At 39.2% G+C, this 16680-nt stretch carries 14 protein-coding genes, 2 pseudogenes and 1 CRISPR repeat array; all 16 genes and pseudogenes read right to left on the bottom strand.

Annotation, left to right across the window (positions count from 1 at the left end; translation table 11 throughout):
• Nucleotides 1-726 (bottom strand): ABC transporter permease (locus HZC45_08705; protein MBI5683220.1); only part of this gene is annotated, 726 nt, incomplete at its 3' end.
• Nucleotides 727-733: 7 nt separating this feature from the next.
• A complete protein-coding gene (locus HZC45_08700; GenBank protein ID MBI5683219.1) occupies nucleotides 734-1708 on the bottom strand; it encodes an ABC transporter permease in 975 nt (324 codons plus the stop codon).
• Between the two features lie 176 nt (nucleotides 1709-1884).
• Nucleotides 1885-2904 carry a DUF1016 domain-containing protein gene (locus HZC45_08695; GenBank protein MBI5683218.1) on the bottom strand — a complete coding sequence of 340 codons (1020 nt, stop codon included), beginning with the start codon at nucleotides 2902-2904 and terminating at the stop codon, nucleotides 1885-1887.
• 173 nt (nucleotides 2905-3077) lie between these two features.
• The gene (locus HZC45_08690; GenBank protein MBI5683217.1) at nucleotides 3078-3299 is read right to left on the bottom strand and encodes a hypothetical protein; all 222 of its coding nucleotides are present in this window, start codon (nucleotides 3297-3299) and stop codon (nucleotides 3078-3080) included.
• 190 nt (nucleotides 3300-3489) lie between these two features.
• Nucleotides 3490-3948, bottom strand: coding sequence for a putative toxin-antitoxin system toxin component, PIN family (locus HZC45_08685; protein MBI5683216.1), 459 nt, complete (start codon nucleotides 3946-3948; stop codon nucleotides 3490-3492).
• Entirely contained in the window at nucleotides 3915-4163 is a 249-nt protein-coding gene (locus HZC45_08680) for an AbrB/MazE/SpoVT family DNA-binding domain-containing protein (protein MBI5683215.1), read from the bottom strand. Before HZC45_08680 ends, HZC45_08685 begins: the two co-directional genes overlap by 34 nt.
• 161 nt (nucleotides 4164-4324) lie before the next feature.
• Complete coding sequence (locus HZC45_08675; GenBank protein ID MBI5683214.1) at nucleotides 4325-5485, bottom strand: IS4 family transposase; 1161 nt, start codon at nucleotides 5483-5485, stop codon at nucleotides 4325-4327.
• 124 nt (nucleotides 5486-5609) lie between these two features.
• Nucleotides 5610-8186, bottom strand: a complete 2577-nt coding sequence (locus HZC45_08670; protein MBI5683213.1) for a DEAD/DEAH box helicase family protein — start codon at nucleotides 8184-8186, stop codon at nucleotides 5610-5612.
• Nucleotides 8187-8188: 2 nt separating this feature from the next.
• The gene (locus HZC45_08665; GenBank protein ID MBI5683212.1) at nucleotides 8189-10300 is read right to left on the bottom strand and encodes a site-specific DNA-methyltransferase; all 2112 of its coding nucleotides are present in this window, start codon (nucleotides 10298-10300) and stop codon (nucleotides 8189-8191) included.
• Nucleotides 10297-10974: a DNA repair protein RadC gene (gene radC / locus HZC45_08660; GenBank protein ID MBI5683211.1), complete on the bottom strand. Its 678-nt coding sequence runs from the start codon at nucleotides 10972-10974 to the stop codon at nucleotides 10297-10299. Before radC ends, HZC45_08665 begins: the two co-directional genes overlap by 4 nt.
• 114 nt (nucleotides 10975-11088) lie before the next feature.
• Nucleotides 11089-11244: a hypothetical protein gene (locus tag HZC45_08655; GenBank protein ID MBI5683210.1), complete on the bottom strand. Its 156-nt coding sequence runs from the start codon at nucleotides 11242-11244 to the stop codon at nucleotides 11089-11091.
• A 105-nt stretch (nucleotides 11245-11349) separates the two neighbouring features.
• Nucleotides 11350-11989 (bottom strand): annotated as a pseudogene (locus HZC45_08650) (DUF1016 family protein).
• A 108-nt stretch (nucleotides 11990-12097) separates the two neighbouring features.
• Entirely contained in the window at nucleotides 12098-13315 is a 1218-nt protein-coding gene (locus HZC45_08645) for an ATP-binding protein (GenBank protein MBI5683209.1), read from the bottom strand.
• A 259-nt stretch (nucleotides 13316-13574) separates the two neighbouring features.
• Nucleotides 13575-14013 (bottom strand): annotated as a pseudogene (locus HZC45_08640) (ORF6N domain-containing protein).
• A gap of 238 nt (nucleotides 14014-14251) precedes the next feature.
• Nucleotides 14252-15721: a peptide-binding protein gene (locus HZC45_08635; protein ID MBI5683208.1), complete on the bottom strand. Its 1470-nt coding sequence runs from the start codon at nucleotides 15719-15721 to the stop codon at nucleotides 14252-14254.
• 290 nt (nucleotides 15722-16011) lie between these two features.
• Entirely contained in the window at nucleotides 16012-16389 is a 378-nt protein-coding gene (locus HZC45_08630) for a four helix bundle protein (protein MBI5683207.1), read from the bottom strand.
• A gap of 47 nt (nucleotides 16390-16436) precedes the next feature.
• Nucleotides 16437-16623: a CRISPR direct-repeat array (repeat unit 31 nt; unit sequence CAATCCTTTATTCATCAAGTCTTAAATTCTC).
• Nucleotides 16624-16680: the final 57 nt, after the last annotated feature.

The following is a 16680-nucleotide window of genomic DNA, read 5'->3' as shown; positions in this document are numbered from 1 at the left end:
CCCCCAACTTGGCGTTGGAGGCTGAACGCCTATGCCCAAAAAACTTAATGCTGATTCAACTAAAACAGCGCCTGAAATGCCAAGAACTGCTGATACCAGCACAGGCGACATTGCATTCGGAAGGATATGTCTGAATATTATCCTCATATCACTAGCGCCAAGCCCTCTTGCAGCAAGGACAAACTCCCTTTCCCTGATGCTCAAAAATTCCGCCCGGACAAGCCTTGCAACACCCATCCATGATGTAAGCCCAATAACAGCCATTATATTCCATATGCTCGGCTCAAGGAATGCTATTACTGCAAGGATTAAAAAGAATGTGGGCACTGAAAGCATTATATCAACAAACCGCATTATTAAACTGTCAAACCAACCACTGTAATAACCTGAAACTGCGCCGAGAAAAATTCCGATTAAGGTTGCAATGCCTACTGCAACAAAACCTACTGTAAGCGATATCCGTGAACCATAAATAACGCGGCTGAACACATCCCTTCCCAAATCGTCAGTTCCAAATGGATGGCTTAAACTTGGGGATTCCAAAATATGCTGGACATTGATTGCATCAGGGTCATGCGGCGCAATAAACGGCGCAAACACGGCGGTTATAAAAAGCCCGGCAACAATGAGCCCGCCAGATACAGCGAGCTTATTCTTCTTAAACCTGTGCCAGAAAAGAGTCCTTAAGTTTTGAGTTTTGAGTTTTGAGTTTTGAGTTTGCTTCATCTCGTCCTTATCTTGTTCTTATGCGGGGGTCTGCGAGCGCATACCCAATATCAGCCAATAAATTACCTGCTAAAGTCAATATTGCGCCTATTGTCAGAATCCCCATAATTAAAGGATAATCCCTTGTTATAACGCCTGTATAAAATAACTGCCCCATGCCCGGGATTGAAAATATTGTCTCAAATATAACGCTTCCGCCAATAAGACCCGGCACAGAAAGACCAAGTATTGTGATAATCGGCAGCAGCGCATTTCTCAATGCATGTTTGTAAATGACCTTTGATTCAGGAAGTCCCTTTGCCCTTGCTGTTGTAATGTAATCCTGTCTGATTACCTCAAGCATATTTGAACGCATATACCTTGATAGACCTGCAAGACCGCCGAATGCCTCAAGAAAGATTGGGAGTATCAAATGGCTGACTCTATCCCAAATTTTGCTGATAAATGAAAGACTCTCATAATCCAAAGACTTTATGCCTGATATTGGAAGCCAGCCAAGATTCACGCCGAATAAAATCATAAGCAAAAGGGCAAGCCAGAATGTTGGTATTGCAAAACCTAAAAATACAAAGACCGTTGTGAACCTGTCATACAAAGAATACTGGTGCGTTGCAGATGAAACGCCGATTGGTATGGCAACCAGAAGTATCAAGACAAGTGAAAGTGAATTTATGAGAATTGTTATCGGAAGCCTCTCTTTGATTTTATCCCATACAGGTCTTTTGTCAGCAGAGAATGACTCTCCAAAATCAAGTTTAACGAGCCTTTTAAGCCATATGCCGTATTGGACAATGACAGGCTTATCCAAGCCATAATATTTCTCAAGCCTTTCCCTTGCCTCTGGAGTAATCTTCGGATTCAAATCCGCCATAATATCAGTCGGCTTTCCCGGCGCAAGATGGATAATAAAAAACGAGAGCAGGGTAATCCCTATGAGGGTGGGAATCATTTCAAGGAGTCTTTTAAAGAGATAGGTAAGCATAGTTAAAAAATCATATCATTATTTCTGCTGATACTCTGCAATAATATTTTCAATCCACTGTTCTGCCGCTTGCCCGCAAGAGCAGAATGGTTTTTAATGTCTGCCCCCATATGTTGACACAATCGCAGATAAAAAGAAGCGTCTCTTTTATCATTGCCGGAAGTTCTGAACATATTTCATTTTAGATGCTTTATTCTTTCTATCATCTCTTCAGGAGACGGCAGATATTTTTTGAGTTCACGAGGCAGTTTCTCTGTCAGTTTGTATGTTGATATGCCTATCGGTTTTTTCGTGTCCCTTAGTGCATACTCAACAATTGTCCGGCTTTTGCCTTTGCATAAAATAATGCCGATGGAAGGATTCTCGTCAGGAAGTTTCACCCTATCGTTCAGAGCGGAAAGATAAAACTGCATTTTGCCAGCATATTCTGGCTTGAACGCTCCTATTTTTAACTCTATTGCAACAAGGCAGTGCAGTTGGCGGTGATACAACAGCAAATCAATAAAAAACTCCTCTCCGTCTATCTCCAGCCGGTATTGATTACCCACAAATGCAAAATAGCCGCCCATCTCTATAAGAAACTTCCTTACATTTTCTAAAAGAGCCCGCTCAAGTTCCTTTTCTGAGTGTTCTTCCCCAAGCTCCAGGAAATCAAATGAATATTCATCTTTGACTGCCAGCTTTGCCTGATGCCGGTATTTTTCAGGAACAGTTTTATCAAAATTCGTCTGATTCGCCATAAACCGCTCAAATGCGACTGCTTCAAGCTGATTTATCAGGACATCTTTTGTCCAGCCGAACTTCTTTGTTGCCTTGAGGTAAAATTCACGCCGGATGTTGTCTTTGCAGCGCTGCATTATAATGACATTCTTAGTCCAGCTAATTTCTCCAACCAATGGCTGGAGTTTTGGATTGTCCTTGTATGCTAAATAGAACTGCCGCATATTCCATAGATTTTGGACGGAAAAACCTTGCATTCCCGGAAACTCTTTTTGCAGGTCTTTTGCCAGAGTCTCAACAATCGCCTTGCCCCAGCCAAGCTTTTCCTGCTTTGCAACTATTGACCTGCCTATATCCCAATAAAGATTTATAAGCTCTTTGTTTACAGCCTTGAGAGCGTCATATTGGGCTTTATATATACGTTCTTTTATCTCTTTAAGAAATGTCTTATATTCGGCGGTTACTACTGTTGACATTTAATTCCTCCCTCCACAACCTACAGTATTCTGTTCAATTGTCGGAGCTGGATTATTTTTTATTTGCAACATCCTTTAGATTCATTTGCATTTTTTTACACACCTTCCAATCTTTTTAGTTAACTTGTCTTCAAATAAAAATTTGGGATGTTTTTGCTTATATCCTGTTCAGATTATTGGGCTACCGGATATTCATTCTCACTTCCAATTGACTGAACTGGTGCTTTGAAATAACCTAACTCATTTTGAAGATATACGAGTTTCTTTTGATCTTCTTCAGTCCAATCCGTTTTTTTCAGACATAAAGCATCTAATGAAAATCCTGCTTTCTCTTTATACCGCTCTGTTGCCAATCCAATGACTGTCTTAGATTTTGGATTTAGACCCCTTGCCACAAAACAGCGAAGGGCTAACTCTTTATGTCGATCTTTTCGTTCCGTTCTTCGTAGACATGCAAGGAATACATATAAGATACCAGATGGAGAAGTCGTCATTCGTGATCTAACAGGCTTCTTATCCCTTGAAGTTAATTCCAGGTTGACAAAATCGCACATAAAGAGAACAACCATCCAATTCTTTCATATCTTACTCGCTCTTAAATATCCTTAAAAAACTAGAGGCGCTTAAAATCTTGACAGACCTGTCTGCCTCGTCACAGGCAGGCTTGTATCTGCCTATATCCAGCAAATCCTTGTCTCCTGTAACAATAAAATCCGCTGATGCAGATACGGCACAGCCAATAAATTTATCATCATCGGCATCCCTGCATATTCCTCTGATTTTATCCGCAACTTCAATTACTTCAAAAAAAGGCAGGACTTCTTCCTCAATAATCACCTTCATCTCCTGCGCTGTCAGGGAAAATTTCGGATATTCAAGAACGGTCTTAAACTCGTCAAAGGTATTTTTGGAGAAAACAGGGATAATCTTGCCCTTTTTCCAAAGGTCTGCGACTTTTGCAAGTTCGCCTTTAAACAGCAGAGATGATATGAGAATATTAGTATCAAGGACTATCTTGACTGCCGCTTTTTCTTTCTTGCCCATTTGACTGCCTCGTCAACAACATCTTCGGTAACGCCAAGTTTTTTCAGTTTGTCCCTTATGCCTTCAAGCGCCGCATCAGCAGGGGTTATCCTGACCGGCATAAGAATTATCCTTCTTTCCTTTACCGAAACATCAAAGTATTCGGCATCAGGGAACGACTTGACGACCTCCTTCGGCAGGGTTATCTGGTTTTTGGATGTCTTCTTTGCAAGCATATTTCCTTACCTCCTTACTGTAAGGATACATTATTTAGCCCGAATATTGCAATCATAAAATACAGCCAAAAAAAGCCGAATGGTTTTTAATGTCTGCCCCGTAGGTTGATGTAATCGCAGATAAAGAGAACTGTTCTGTTTATCGTATCACTACTGTCCGATTAAAATAATGTTTGTTGCAAAGGTTCATCCTGAAAGATTCGTAGTCGTTCCAGTTTAAGGGTCAATATATCTATCAGGTTTTTTCTGTCAAAGAGCGTTTCACGGATAACACGGCTCAAGTTTAAAAGCGAATGGGCATATTTGGTCTGATACTTGATATAGGTAAGAAGCAGATAATAGCTCATAGCAATCCAGATTTGCGTCATCACAGCGTTTTTAGAGGTTCCGAGAAAGGATTTTATCTTTAGATTCTGCTTTATCCATTTAAAAAACAGTTCAATCTGCCAACGGGATTTATAAATCTGCGCAATAGTGGCAGCAGAGAGATTAAAGTTATTGGTTAAAAAGACAAAGGTCTTTTTGGTTTCAGGGTCGTAGTATTCTATAAGTCTTAGTTCCTTTGCATAAAGTTCTCTGGTTTTGACTCCATTTAGACAAATTATGGAGTCAGAGACAACACCTTTTGCTGTCCCTGGATGCTGTCCGATAACCATATAATCTATATTGGATTTGGAGCGGGTCACAAACCAGACCCTATTATTGTTCAATGAATTTAAATAGTTATAGTCTATATATGCCCTGTCTATGGAAACGATGCTGTCCGACAAGATGGGAAAAGAATTTTCTTTTACCACACGGACATCGGATGTTTTTCCATCGGTTACCACAAGAAAGGACGGTAATGCCCCTGCGTGTTCATACAGGCAGTGCATCTTTATAGCCCCTTTGGTCTTTCTGAACTTTGCCCAAGGGAATGCCGTTAGGCATAAATCTATAGTAGTGGCATCAATGGTGTCCAAAGGGTTTTTAAAACGAAACTTGTGCTTAGGCGTTAAATCCCTACAGCGGGAGAGAAGATGATAGAACAATTCCTCAAATATCTTATAGTCCCTTTTGCTATTGGCATCAGAGAGGGTGCTTCTTTTAACGGATTGAAGCCCAATGTGATACCACTTGGCAAACTGGGTAGTAAGACCTGCCTCAATGTCCCGAAGACTATCTTTTTGCTTGATTTGGGAATAGAGTATTGTGATAAACTGCTGCCATGTAGAAAAGGTCTTCATGTAACGGTCTCCTTGGTATCGTTCTACGGCTTTTTCAAATTGATATCTCGGATAAAGTTTCAAGAGTTCCGAGAATATAGTTCCGAGTTTGTGCATGGCTTGTTCCTCCTTGTTAGTATTGGCTTTTCTCAAATCCAATTATCCAACAAAAGAGATGGACAAGCCATGCTTTTTTAATTTTTAGCGGACACTACTGTTATCGTATAGGTAATTCGGATTATTAATCTTTCCCGTTTGCTTCCAATTTATCTTCCAAATCACTCCTGAAAGCCCCATTTATTAATCTTCCATCCCTTAAATACTCAAAAAATTCTGAATAGCTATTTGGGCTTAAAAAGTGAAAAATATATTTCTGTTTTATTCCTGCTTTATCTAATTCTTTGTTAATATCTATAAAATGCTGTCTTGTCCATCTCAGTTTTGCCTTGTTTTCAACCGAGTCATCATTATCAGCCTTTACTTCTACAACAACTATAAAGTCAATTCCATCGTGATGGATTTTGATAAAGAAATCTGGATTAAATTCTTGGTTTTTCTGAGGGTGCTCTCCCTTCCTCCATGAATATTCAGTTTTATAAAATCCCCTATCTCTTGACTTAATCCATGAATCAATCTTTTCGGCATTCTCTTTTCTACATAAATGCTCTGTAAATTTTCTCTCTGGCTCAGCCCTTGTAAAAATTATATCAAGGGGTGTTTTGAATAGATATTGGTTTATCTCCTTCTCCGCACTTTTAGGTAAACTCTCGTCATTTTTGATTTCTTGAAGTATATCTTTAACTTCATCTATCAGTTCGCTCTCATAGGTATCAGCATGAAAAACAGTTGCATCATGCCGCAAATTTCCAACAGCAATGGTTTCCTTCTCCATGCCAGATGTAAATACAGATTCTGGTTTATTTACTTTTCTTACATTTACAACCGTCTTTCCTTTTTTTCTCAACAGTGTTCCAAAAGCCTGAAGTACCTTTTGTCTATTCTTCTCTACTATTCTATCCCCTTTGATACCCCTTCTATCCATAGATGTTCTGATTATCTTCTTTAATACTTCTTTTGGAGGCAGGTCATTCTTTGTATATTCACCTTCTGGCAATCGTAAAATCCTTCCTTCCCATTCCCTTGTTTTAAACTCCTCATAGATTTTATTTGCCACCTCATCAACAGTATAAGTATTATACTCAACCAGTGTATTCTTTGAATATGTCTCACCTGCCAGATTTGTATATTCTGTGCCTTTTTCTTCATCTTCAATCTGTGAAATCAATTCAATATATCCCTTTGTGTAGTCAAAGCTCTCTGTATCCTTTTTTGCCTCTTTTTCCTGTGGGTCTTTATCGTAATTGATATTGTAAAGAACAAAGTTATATTTTGCCCTTTCGCCATCCTTTAAAATAGAGCTTGTCAGTTTCATTTCAATCTCAAGGATTTCGTCCACAAGCCCTTTAATATTTCTACTCCATGCGTCATGGTTAAAGACCTTAACCCTCGGCTGCGGGGATTGGTATTCTGGTGGAATTCTCAAGCCTCTCCCCAAGACCTGTGCAATCAAGAGTTTTGAATTAAAAGCCCTGTCTTCCCATGGGACAATCTGAAAGACATTCTTTACATCCCACCCCTCTGTAAGCATAGAAACTGACACAATCCATTCCGTCGGGTCATCTTTATCATCCACATTTTTAAGTTTTGCTACATTTGCCTTATGCTCCGGCGCAGATGTTATGATTAAAGCTTTTCTTTCAACCTCCTCTTTTGGTTGTGATTCCTTTCTGGATAAAAACTCTATCAGATTTTCTCTTAACCTTTTGGCATTTGTAATATCCTTTGTGATTAAGATAGTTAGTGGTTTTATTTTCCTGTATTTATTCTGGTTTTCAATGTGATTGTCATATATTTTCTGAAATTTCTCATCCATGGAGATGCTTTCGTCTTTGCTGACATAATCCACCATCTTAACCATTCTGTCATCAACAGATTCCCTTAAAGAATATCTATAAATAACATCGGTGAAGTATTCATCATCTATGTAGGCAGTGCCGGTAAAACCAACCATATATTTAAAGTTATAGGCTGGATTCAGTAAAAACTCCTTCCACTTCTTTATACTCTGGCTTTCTCTGTCTCTACCTGTAACTTTATTATGAGCATGATGAACTTCGTCGCTGAGGACTAATACATTCTTTCCATTACCTGAAAGGCTATCCCTTATTGAAGAACCTGTTGTCCCATAAACCGCATGGATATTCGCCACACAAATATCCCCGTCCTTTATAGTGCTATGGGCATCTATGATTCTTGGGTTTTTATATTTTGCGTCTTCAGGGATTGTCTGTTTTAACTTGCTATCTCCGCTTAAGGATACAAACTTTTCCATAAGTCCTTTTTCAATAGTCAGAGATGGACACAAGACAAGCACCTTATCTACGAGTCCAAGCCCAAGCATTATCTGGGCAATACCATAGATAACATAGCTCTTGCCTGTCCCGGTTGCCAAATCTATAGTGGCAGAAAATTTATTGGGAAGCTGTAGATGGTGGAAATACTCGTTTATATCCTTGTATCTGGTGTGTAATTCTGAATTTTTATTCCAATTTTCTTTGACTAAATCCTCAACAGATTTATATCTGCCTGATGCAAGATAGACAATTGTATTCTCTATAGCCTCTCTCTGATACTGCCTATCACCGCATAGGACATCAATAAACCTATCCCACTTTGTGAGGTCAAGTTTTATAGGGTCGTATGATTTACTAACCTCTAAAACAAGGTCTTTTGTATTATAGGTCTTTATCTCAAGCATAGTTATTTTTTAATGGATAAAACCTCTTTAAATTCATTTCCATATATGTCAACATACACAGCCATTATTCTGTCCCCGCAATCCTCTTTATTCAGCGGGATTGAAATCTTTTTAAGATGCTTCAATTCCTTTTTAATTTCATCTTCTGTTTCTTCCTCTTTTTTATTCGGCAGTAAGTCCTCTGCAAAATAAAACTCATCCATCACAAACTCTTTACCATTGTAATCTTTATCAATAAGCACCATTGCCAGAGACTCAAAATTTCCCAAATCCATCCCAGTATCTTCTTCAAGATAATTGGAGAGGAATTTTGTAATCTGAATCTCCGCAGTCTTCCCATTAACTTTAAGTTTTGATTCTATCTCTGGCTGTCTTATAAAGTGAAAACCTATAGCATCATCAAGGTCATTGACATTTCTTTTGCTCTGGGGCTGTCTAAACTTCTTGAATTGCACCTTGTGGAGTTCCTTTATTATCTGGTAAGGCACTTTGAGGAAATAGTATCTAACCTTCCCTATCTCGTGATAGTCGCTTATAAAATCCACATAATTTGCAGGTGCAATAATATAAAGCCTCTCCCCTACTTTATTTCCAATGTGAGAATGCAAATCCTCAAGGTATTCTTCATCCACTGAAGCATTTCTGAATTGCCAGTAAGGATAGACCAGAACATAATAGCCATCTTTCTTCTGTCCACCTATCTTAATACCGCTTATCTTTTTATCAATTGTCTCTACCTCAAAGAGATTCATCACAAAGTTAATGTAATCGTCTTTTTTAAGCTCAAAGATTTTTTTTAGATTGTAAAGACCTGTGTTAATAGTGACAAAACTCCTTGCCTTCTTGCTATATTTCTTTTTGGGATTTTCTAAGTCTTTGCTGCCTTCTATAGTCAAAACCCTTTTCTGCATTGCATAAAATGAAAGTTTTCCAATATCACATACAATCCACCGTCTGCCGAGCTTTTCTGCTACTACTGCTGTTGTGCCAGAGCCGGCAAAAAAATCTAAAACAATATCGCCAATTTCAGTTGTAGATAATATAATTCTTTCTATTAACTCTTCTGAGTTTTCTGTCGGATAATTTGTGGTGCTAGAATAACTAGAAATATCAGTCCAATCATCAGTTAATGGTATTTCATCTGGCTTTAACATAATTGGTCTTTTGTTAGAATTTAACTTGATTGCATTTCTTTTTTCCAACTCGAAGATTGTTTCTTGAGATGGAAACCTTCTGCCTATAGGTGGAAGAAATTCTTTCCCCAGTATAACTTTTGCTCTTGAAACAGGATTTCCATCCTCATCATATTTAATATTTTTCCCCGAGTGTAAATGCAATATATGTTCTGGAACAACAGACCACTGTTCGCCATCATTATCCATTTGCCTCCATTCTTCCAAACCTCTACTTTTGGTAATGTGGTTAAAAAATATCCTTTCGCTCGACTTTGCATACAGAAATATTAAATCATGCCAAGAAAGAAATTTTTTCCCCTTAGTTTTTATTCTGTTAGATTTAGATACAACTATCTCATTTCTGAAATTTTGCTTACCAAAAACATCATCTAATATTAATTTAATATGGTGTCCAAAATGGTGATCCTGACGCACAAAAATATTTCCATCTTCAGATAATAATTCTTTGGCAACAATTAACCGCCTTCTCAAAAACTCTACAAACTCTGCCCCTTTTGCCTTTGCAGTATATGCCCTTTTCCCATTGCCACCATCATATTCATCCCCAGTCCCAAACGGTGGATCAATATAAATCAGCTTCACCTTGCCCTTAACCTTATCCTTTATCAAAGGGTCTTTGTTCTCATAAACAGTCTTTAAAAACTGTAGGTTATCACCAAAGACAATCATATTCCGCCAATCATTATCACCAGATGGATACTCCCCGCCATTAAAGACCTTCTCCACCTGCAAAGGCACAGGAAAAACACCATCCTCATTGGCAAGAATATCTTCCTTCCGCATCTTGCCGGCATATACAAGCTCATATTCCTTTTGCTTTGTAGGGAAGAGCTTGTACTTATAATCCTCTGGTATTGATTCACCCTTTTGTAATTTCTCTATCAAAAACTGAATATCGTATTCGTTTATCTTGTTCATGCTTTTACCTCTTTATTTAACATCCCTTCCGACTGAAAACTGAAATGCCCATCTTTGCCAATTATTACATGGTCAATTATCTCAATACCAACAATTTTACCAGCCTCTATCAATCTCGTGGTTAAATCAACATCCTGTTTGGTTGGTGCAACATCACCCGATGGGTGATTATGCACAAAGATAATCCCCGCTGCCCTATCACTTATAGCATCAGCAAAAACCTCCCTCGGATGGACAATACTATGGTTTAAAGTGCCTATGAAAACTGTCCTTTTCTGTATTAAATTAGATGCCCCGTCTAATGTCAGGCTTAAAAAATACTCCTGCTTTTTGTCTTTTAATTCCTCTGTTAATTTTGCTACATCCTCAGCATTTTTAATCTTTACACCTTCTTTTATCAAGAATCTTTTTGAAAATTCAATTGCTGCCATTATCTGACATGCCTTTGCAAGCCCCACACCTTCAATATTCTTTAATGTTTCTACACTGATGTTCTCAAAATCGTCTTTAGTTAAATTCAGAATATCCTTTGCTACTTCAAACACATCCTTGCCTTTTATACCGCTGCCAAGCAACACAGCCAATAACTCAAGATTTGAAAGTGCCTTTGCACCTTTCTGCTCCATCTTTTCACGAGGTCTATCAAATTCTGGAATATTTTTAATTTTCTTCATTGTTATTTAAAAGTTGCGAATAAATCGGGCTGTATAGATTCTCTCTTATAAAAAATAGAAAAATTACGGGCACAGCAACCATTATCCTCTATTCCATCTATCACAAATTTATGCTCAACGCATACTCCTGCTGATAAAACCTGTCTGCGTCTGCCTGTCTGCCGCAGCACAAGCAGGCGCCACAGGCAGGCAATGTACCCCCCGCTTCCAGCCGAATTGCTGGAGTTTTTCAACCCCATTAGAAAAGGATTTTCTAATGGGGTAAATCACCTTTAAACTTGTCCCCCCGTATCAAGTACGGGGCAGGCTCTGCAAGTATTAAGCAGGGATATGTGTCTGTGGCTTCGTTAGTTCTTGGCATTTTATCTGCACACCTTATTTTTGCCCTTTTGGTTTTAACATTTTTAACTCCATTTCAATCAATTCCTTTTCACGCATAATTTCAGCCCGCAACTCTTCTTCTGTCGGCAGATAAGAGATATATTTGGAAATGTATATCTGCTTTTGCCCTTCCGGCAAAGTGAATTTTACAACTGCTTTGTTTTTCTCGGCGCAAAGGAGTATGCCTATAGGCTCATTTTCACCCTCTATCATTTGAGTCCTTTTGTAATAGTTCAGATACATCTGCATCTGTCCGATATCCTGATGAGTCGGAAGGAGCGGTAATATGGTGTCCCTTTTTTGCAAGTTCAAGCACTCCTTTTTTGTCCCTGCTTAACGCAAGCCGCTCAAACAGCAATGAGCAAATCTGCCTTTCAAGTTCTCTTGTGCTCCAATTGCTGTTAATACATTCCTCAAGATAAAAGTCCCGCGCCGCCTCTTTTTCTACACGCATCAGCAGACGGTAATGTGTCCAGCTCAATTCGCTACGCAGTGCGTCGCCAATTGGAAAGACAAGGTAAAACTGGCGCATATTCTTAAGATTGGAGTAATCGAAACCCTTGCCGAAATCCTTGATCAGTCTTTCCGTAAGACTTTTTAAAATATCAGGCACAGCAACCATTACTCTGTGCATACTCCTGCTGATAAACCCCGTTTAGAAAATTGCATTTTCTAAACGGGGTAAAGCAAAGTATCTCCCCGCTTCCCGTATTTTTTTACGATAATATCAGGGGCATCCATCCTACGCATCCCACGGATAAACATAAAACTCGCTTTTTGGTTTGCCGTTTAAACCGATAACCTTGTATTTGTTTATGCCGTAATGCTTATTAAAATACTGCACTGCTGTGGGATTGAACTGCTCAAAATTCAATTTCACTTCTATCGGCAGTATGGAGTTCTTGATTTTTAACATAAAGTCTATTTCTTTTTTATCCTTTGTCCGCCAGTAAAAGATTGCTTCATGGGTATATTTCTTTGCGAGTTCGGCAAAGATTCCTGTTTCAAATACATTGCCGATGAGTTCTTTTTGCAACCCCTTTAACCAAAGCATCTGCATAAGCCCTGTATCGTAAAAATAGATTTTGGGCAATTTGAAGAGTTCGGAGCGGATATTTTTGCTGAATGGTTTGACTAATTTGATGATATAGGTGTTTTCCATGATGAACAGGTATTTCTCTATGGTCTGTTTTGCTATCTTTGTGGTATTGGAAAGTTCTGCGACATTCAACTGTTGGCCGCTTTGCGAGGCAAGGGCTTCCAGCAATTTGTTGAATTTGTCAATATCTTTAATGTCAGCGAGGTCTCTTATGTCTTTCTTTACATAGGTGTCAATAATCTGCTGCAAGTATTTTTCCTTCTTGTCAATCTCAGAGGTCAAAACAATTTTAGGATAACCTCCGTAAAGAACATATTCCTTGAACATTGTCCTGAGTTCATCTATCTTTTTCTGCGTGTATACCTTGTCCTGTTCAAATGGGTATTGCCTGAATAATAAAAATTCCTTGAAGGACAAATTGAAGATTTCAAAATTCACAGTCCTTCCCACAAGGGAATCCTTGAATTTGGTTTTTATGGCAAAACTGGATGAGCCTGAAACAATGAGTTTGATATTTTTATGGTGGTCTGCCGTCAGTTTAAGGAATGATGATGGGTCGGATAGATATTGAATCTCGTCAATAAAAACAAAGAGCTTTGTTTTTCTGCCTGCGGATAACAGTCCTTCTTCTTTAAGATGCCTGATGAATTCCGCCGCGCCTGCGTCCAATATTCTTACAAATCTGGAATCTTCAAGGTCAATAAAATAGGCATCCTCTCCCTGCTTTTTCAGATAGTCTTCTATATAGTAAAGGATGGTTGTCTTGCCAACCTGACGCGCCCCGTGCAAAACAATAATATCATCCGTATGCAGGTATTTTTTGATCTCATCAAAAACTATCCTTTTAAGAATCGTCTCCATATAATACCTTTATTACTTTTGACTTTACTTTATATCCGATATAAAGTAAAGTCAAGTCTATTTCAAAGAAAATAAAAAGGAAATAGCGGCCATTATCCTGTTATCCTCATCACAAATTTAGGCTTAACACATACTCCTGCTGATAAAAAGCAAAGTATTCCCCCGCTTCCAGCCGAGTTGCTGGAGTCTTTCAATAACCTTTAAATCCGTATCCGTCACTTCGTTTATTCTTGGCATGTTGGCAACTTTCCATTTCATCCTAAAAGCCTATCTTTCTCCTTTTCGGTTCTGGCGGAGTCATTAGCTGACAAATAGCGTCAAAGACAATTTTGAACTGGGAATCGTATTTTTTCTCCAGTGCATTCAACTTGCGAGACAGTTCCTTATGCGTCATAGCAAATTCACGCAGTTTTACGAATGCCCTCATTATAGCTACATTGACATCTATTGCGCGCTCGCTGTTTAATACACTTGAGAGCATTGCCACACCCTGTTCTGTAAAGACATAGGGCAAATATTTTCTGTGCTGTCCTCTGCCTGTCTTTAAGGTCGCAAAATGCGACCTTAAAGAATCAAATTCTTCTGGCGTCAGTTGAAACATAAAATCCGGAGGGAATCTCTTTATATTTCGTCTGACTTGCTCATTTAATCTTTTTGTAGGCACTTCATAGAGTTCCGCAAGGTCTCCTATCAAGCATAATCCTATGACCTCTTATCAGTAATATTCTTTGAGCAATCGGATCAAAATGTATCCCTCTACTCAGCCGAAACCTCCATCTCCTTTACATACCTATTAACCCCGTTGGTTATGCCGGCAACAATCTCTTTAATATATGCGCTGTCCGAAAGTCCTGTAGGGTGGGCTGTGCCCACCATTGCCATTCGGCTATTGTTAAAGGTGGGCGCAGCCCACCCTACTGCTATCACTAAAATTTATTACGGCTCTATCCTGTGTTTTTGCATCTCTTTTGGAACATACCACTTGTGCAGGTTGTAGGTTATGCCGATGGGAGCTGGTTCAATGCCCTGAAATCTGGAGTTGACAATAACAAGGGCGTCAGGGACATACAGAAATATATAAGGCACATCATCTGCTAAAATCTCTTGGATCCTGAAATAAGCCTTTTTCCTCTCTTCAAGAGCAAATGTGCGTCTCCCCTTTTCAAGCAAATCGTCAATCTCCGGGTTTTTGTAGTCTATGAAATTAAATTCCTTTTCCTTTGTCTTGCTTGAATGCCATATGTCATACTGGTCTGGGTCAAGCCCTATGCTCCAACCTAAAATCACTGCCTCAAATCGTCTTTTGTTTATTCTTTCATTTATGAATGTTGACCATTCATAAGTGCGTATGGTTACCTTTATGCCGATTTTCTGGAGCCTCCACTGGATTATTGTTGCAACCTTTATTCTTGTCGTATTTCCAACGCTTGTTGAGATTGTAAGTTCAAATGGCTTGCCGTCTTTATCTAGTATGCCGTCGCCGTCTGTGTCTGTCCATCCTGCTTCTTTTAAAAGTTGTTTTGCCTTTTCCAAATCATATTCATATTTTTTTACATTAGGATTATACATCCATGTATTAGGGACATACGGTCCTGTTGCAGGTTTGCCAAGACCGAATAGAACGCCGTCAACGATTTCCTGCTTGTCAACTGCATGGGCAATCGCCTGCCTGACTCTTTTGTCTTTGAATCGCGGGTCTTTTAGATTGAACCCAAGATATGAATAAACAAAAACAGGGTATCTAAATTTCTGAAAATTATTTTTAAAATATGGCGAGTCTGTCTGCCGCTGATACTGAAGGGGTGTAAGCCCGAGCATGTCAATTGCGCCTGTCTTTGCCTCAAGAAACATTGTCGCAGGGTCAGGGATTATGCGGTAGATAAACCTGTCAATATAGGGTCTTCCTTCAAAATAATCAGGGTTTGCATCAAGGACAACCTTTTGTCCGGCAACCCATTCTTTAAATATAAACATCCCCATGCCGAGGGGTTTTCTTCCCAAATCACTCTTTGTTATATCCTTCCCTTCCAATAGATGTTTCGGGATAACAGGCAGACTCCCCCATGTTGACAAGGCTGGCGCAAATGGTTTTTCATAAGTTACTCTGAAAGTATATTTATCAAGAACCTCTGCTTTTTTGACCTGAAGAAAATCCTCTTTATATGCTGTCGGAGTTTTCTCATCTATGATTGTCTTGTATCCGAAATATACATCCTCTGCTGTAAATTCAATGCCGTCTGTCCACTTCACCCCTTTTCTTAAATGGAATGTTATCACAAGCCCGTCTTTTGAAATCTCCCATGACTCTGCAAGGTCGCCAATCAGGGACAGGTCTTTATCGTATTTTACAAGACCATTGAATACAAGCCCTGCCACATCATGCGACGCAGTGTCCTGTGCAAGCATTGGAATTAAAACAGTCGGCTCAGCGCCAAGCCCTTCAACAAGCGTGTCTCCATAGGCAGGGGTTTTGAGTTCGGAGTTCGGAGTTCGGAGTTCGGAGTTTGAGGCAGATGGGCTGGTGCAGGATGTTAAAACTAAAGTTGCAAGTGGCAAGATGCAAGTTGCAAAAAATAAGTTTCTTTTTAGGAAAGTTTTTAGGTGGAAAATCCTTTATTCATCAAGTCGGCAGCCGCTGGCTGGAGGGATGAAGTTGTTAGGGATAAAGGGATGTAGTTTTCAAAGAACAGTGGATGTTAAGCCTTTCTCAGTTGACCGATCATTTTATTCAGCATCTTCAAGACTTCCGTGAGTATTGCCATGCGCTTTTCAAATACTGTATCTTCCATATAACCCAAGTCTCTGCATTTGATAAGCCAGTTCTCAGTTTCTGCCAACGAACCCCGCGCAATAATCAAGTAATGCTCATACTCTTTTCCCCTATGGCGGGCATTTCCCTCTGCAATATTTGCGCTTATTGAACTGCACGACCTTATAAGCTGGCTGATTATAATATCAGCCGTCTTCTTTTTAGGAAAGCTATCCACATCATTGGCAATATCTAAAAATACTTGGTGAGCCTTTTGCCAGACAATCAGTTCCGTAAATTTTAATCTCTCCGCCTTTGTTTCCACTATATCCCTCCGCACTACATCCCTTTCTCCCTTCGGCGTCAGCCGCTGTCGCAATCCTTTATTCATCAAGTCTTAAATTCTCACAAGAAATGAATGCTGATAATAGTAAGGCATTCTTAGGTCGCAATCCTTTATTCATCAAGTCTTAAATTCTCTCGTAGATGCAAATATTGTTGCAGAGAAAGAAGTTTTAGTCTCAATCCTTTATTCATCAAGTCTTAAATTCTCTCATAGGGCAGGTGTAGTTCGCTGTGGAATCATGGTCCCGAGTCTCAATCCTTTATTCATCAA

Source organism: Deltaproteobacteria bacterium, assembly GCA_016223005.1.
GTDB lineage: Bacteria > Desulfobacterota > GWC2-55-46 > UBA9637 > GWC2-42-11 > JACRPW01.
The sequence above is the reverse complement of the archived record's forward strand: the minus strand, read 5'-3'. Positions and strand labels throughout refer to the sequence as shown.

Bases quoted from the DNA above. Each gene is read 5' to 3' on its own strand.
- HZC45_08645 (MBI5683209.1), bottom strand. From the start codon at position 13,315: ATGGAGACGATTCTTAAAAGGATAGTTTTTGATGAGATCAAAAAATAC.
- HZC45_08680 (MBI5683215.1), bottom strand. From the start codon at position 4,163: ATGCTTGCAAAGAAGACATCCAAAAACCAGATAACCCTGCCGAAGGAG.
- HZC45_08665 (MBI5683212.1), bottom strand. From the start codon at position 10,300: ATGAACAAGATAAACGAATACGATATTCAGTTTTTGATAGAGAAATTA.
- HZC45_08700 (MBI5683219.1), bottom strand. From the start codon at position 1,708: ATGCTTACCTATCTCTTTAAAAGACTCCTTGAAATGATTCCCACCCTC.
- HZC45_08670 (MBI5683213.1), bottom strand. From the start codon at position 8,186: ATGCTTGAGATAAAGACCTATAATACAAAAGACCTTGTTTTAGAGGTT.
- radC (MBI5683211.1), bottom strand. From the start codon at position 10,974: ATGAAGAAAATTAAAAATATTCCAGAATTTGATAGACCTCGTGAAAAG.
- HZC45_08695 (MBI5683218.1), bottom strand. From the start codon at position 2,904: ATGTCAACAGTAGTAACCGCCGAATATAAGACATTTCTTAAAGAGATA.
- HZC45_08635 (MBI5683208.1), bottom strand. From the start codon at position 15,721: ATGCTTGCACAGGACACTGCGTCGCATGATGTGGCAGGGCTTGTATTC.
- HZC45_08685 (MBI5683216.1), bottom strand. From the start codon at position 3,948: ATGGGCAAGAAAGAAAAAGCGGCAGTCAAGATAGTCCTTGATACTAAT.
- HZC45_08675 (MBI5683214.1), bottom strand. From the start codon at position 5,485: ATGCACAAACTCGGAACTATATTCTCGGAACTCTTGAAACTTTATCCG.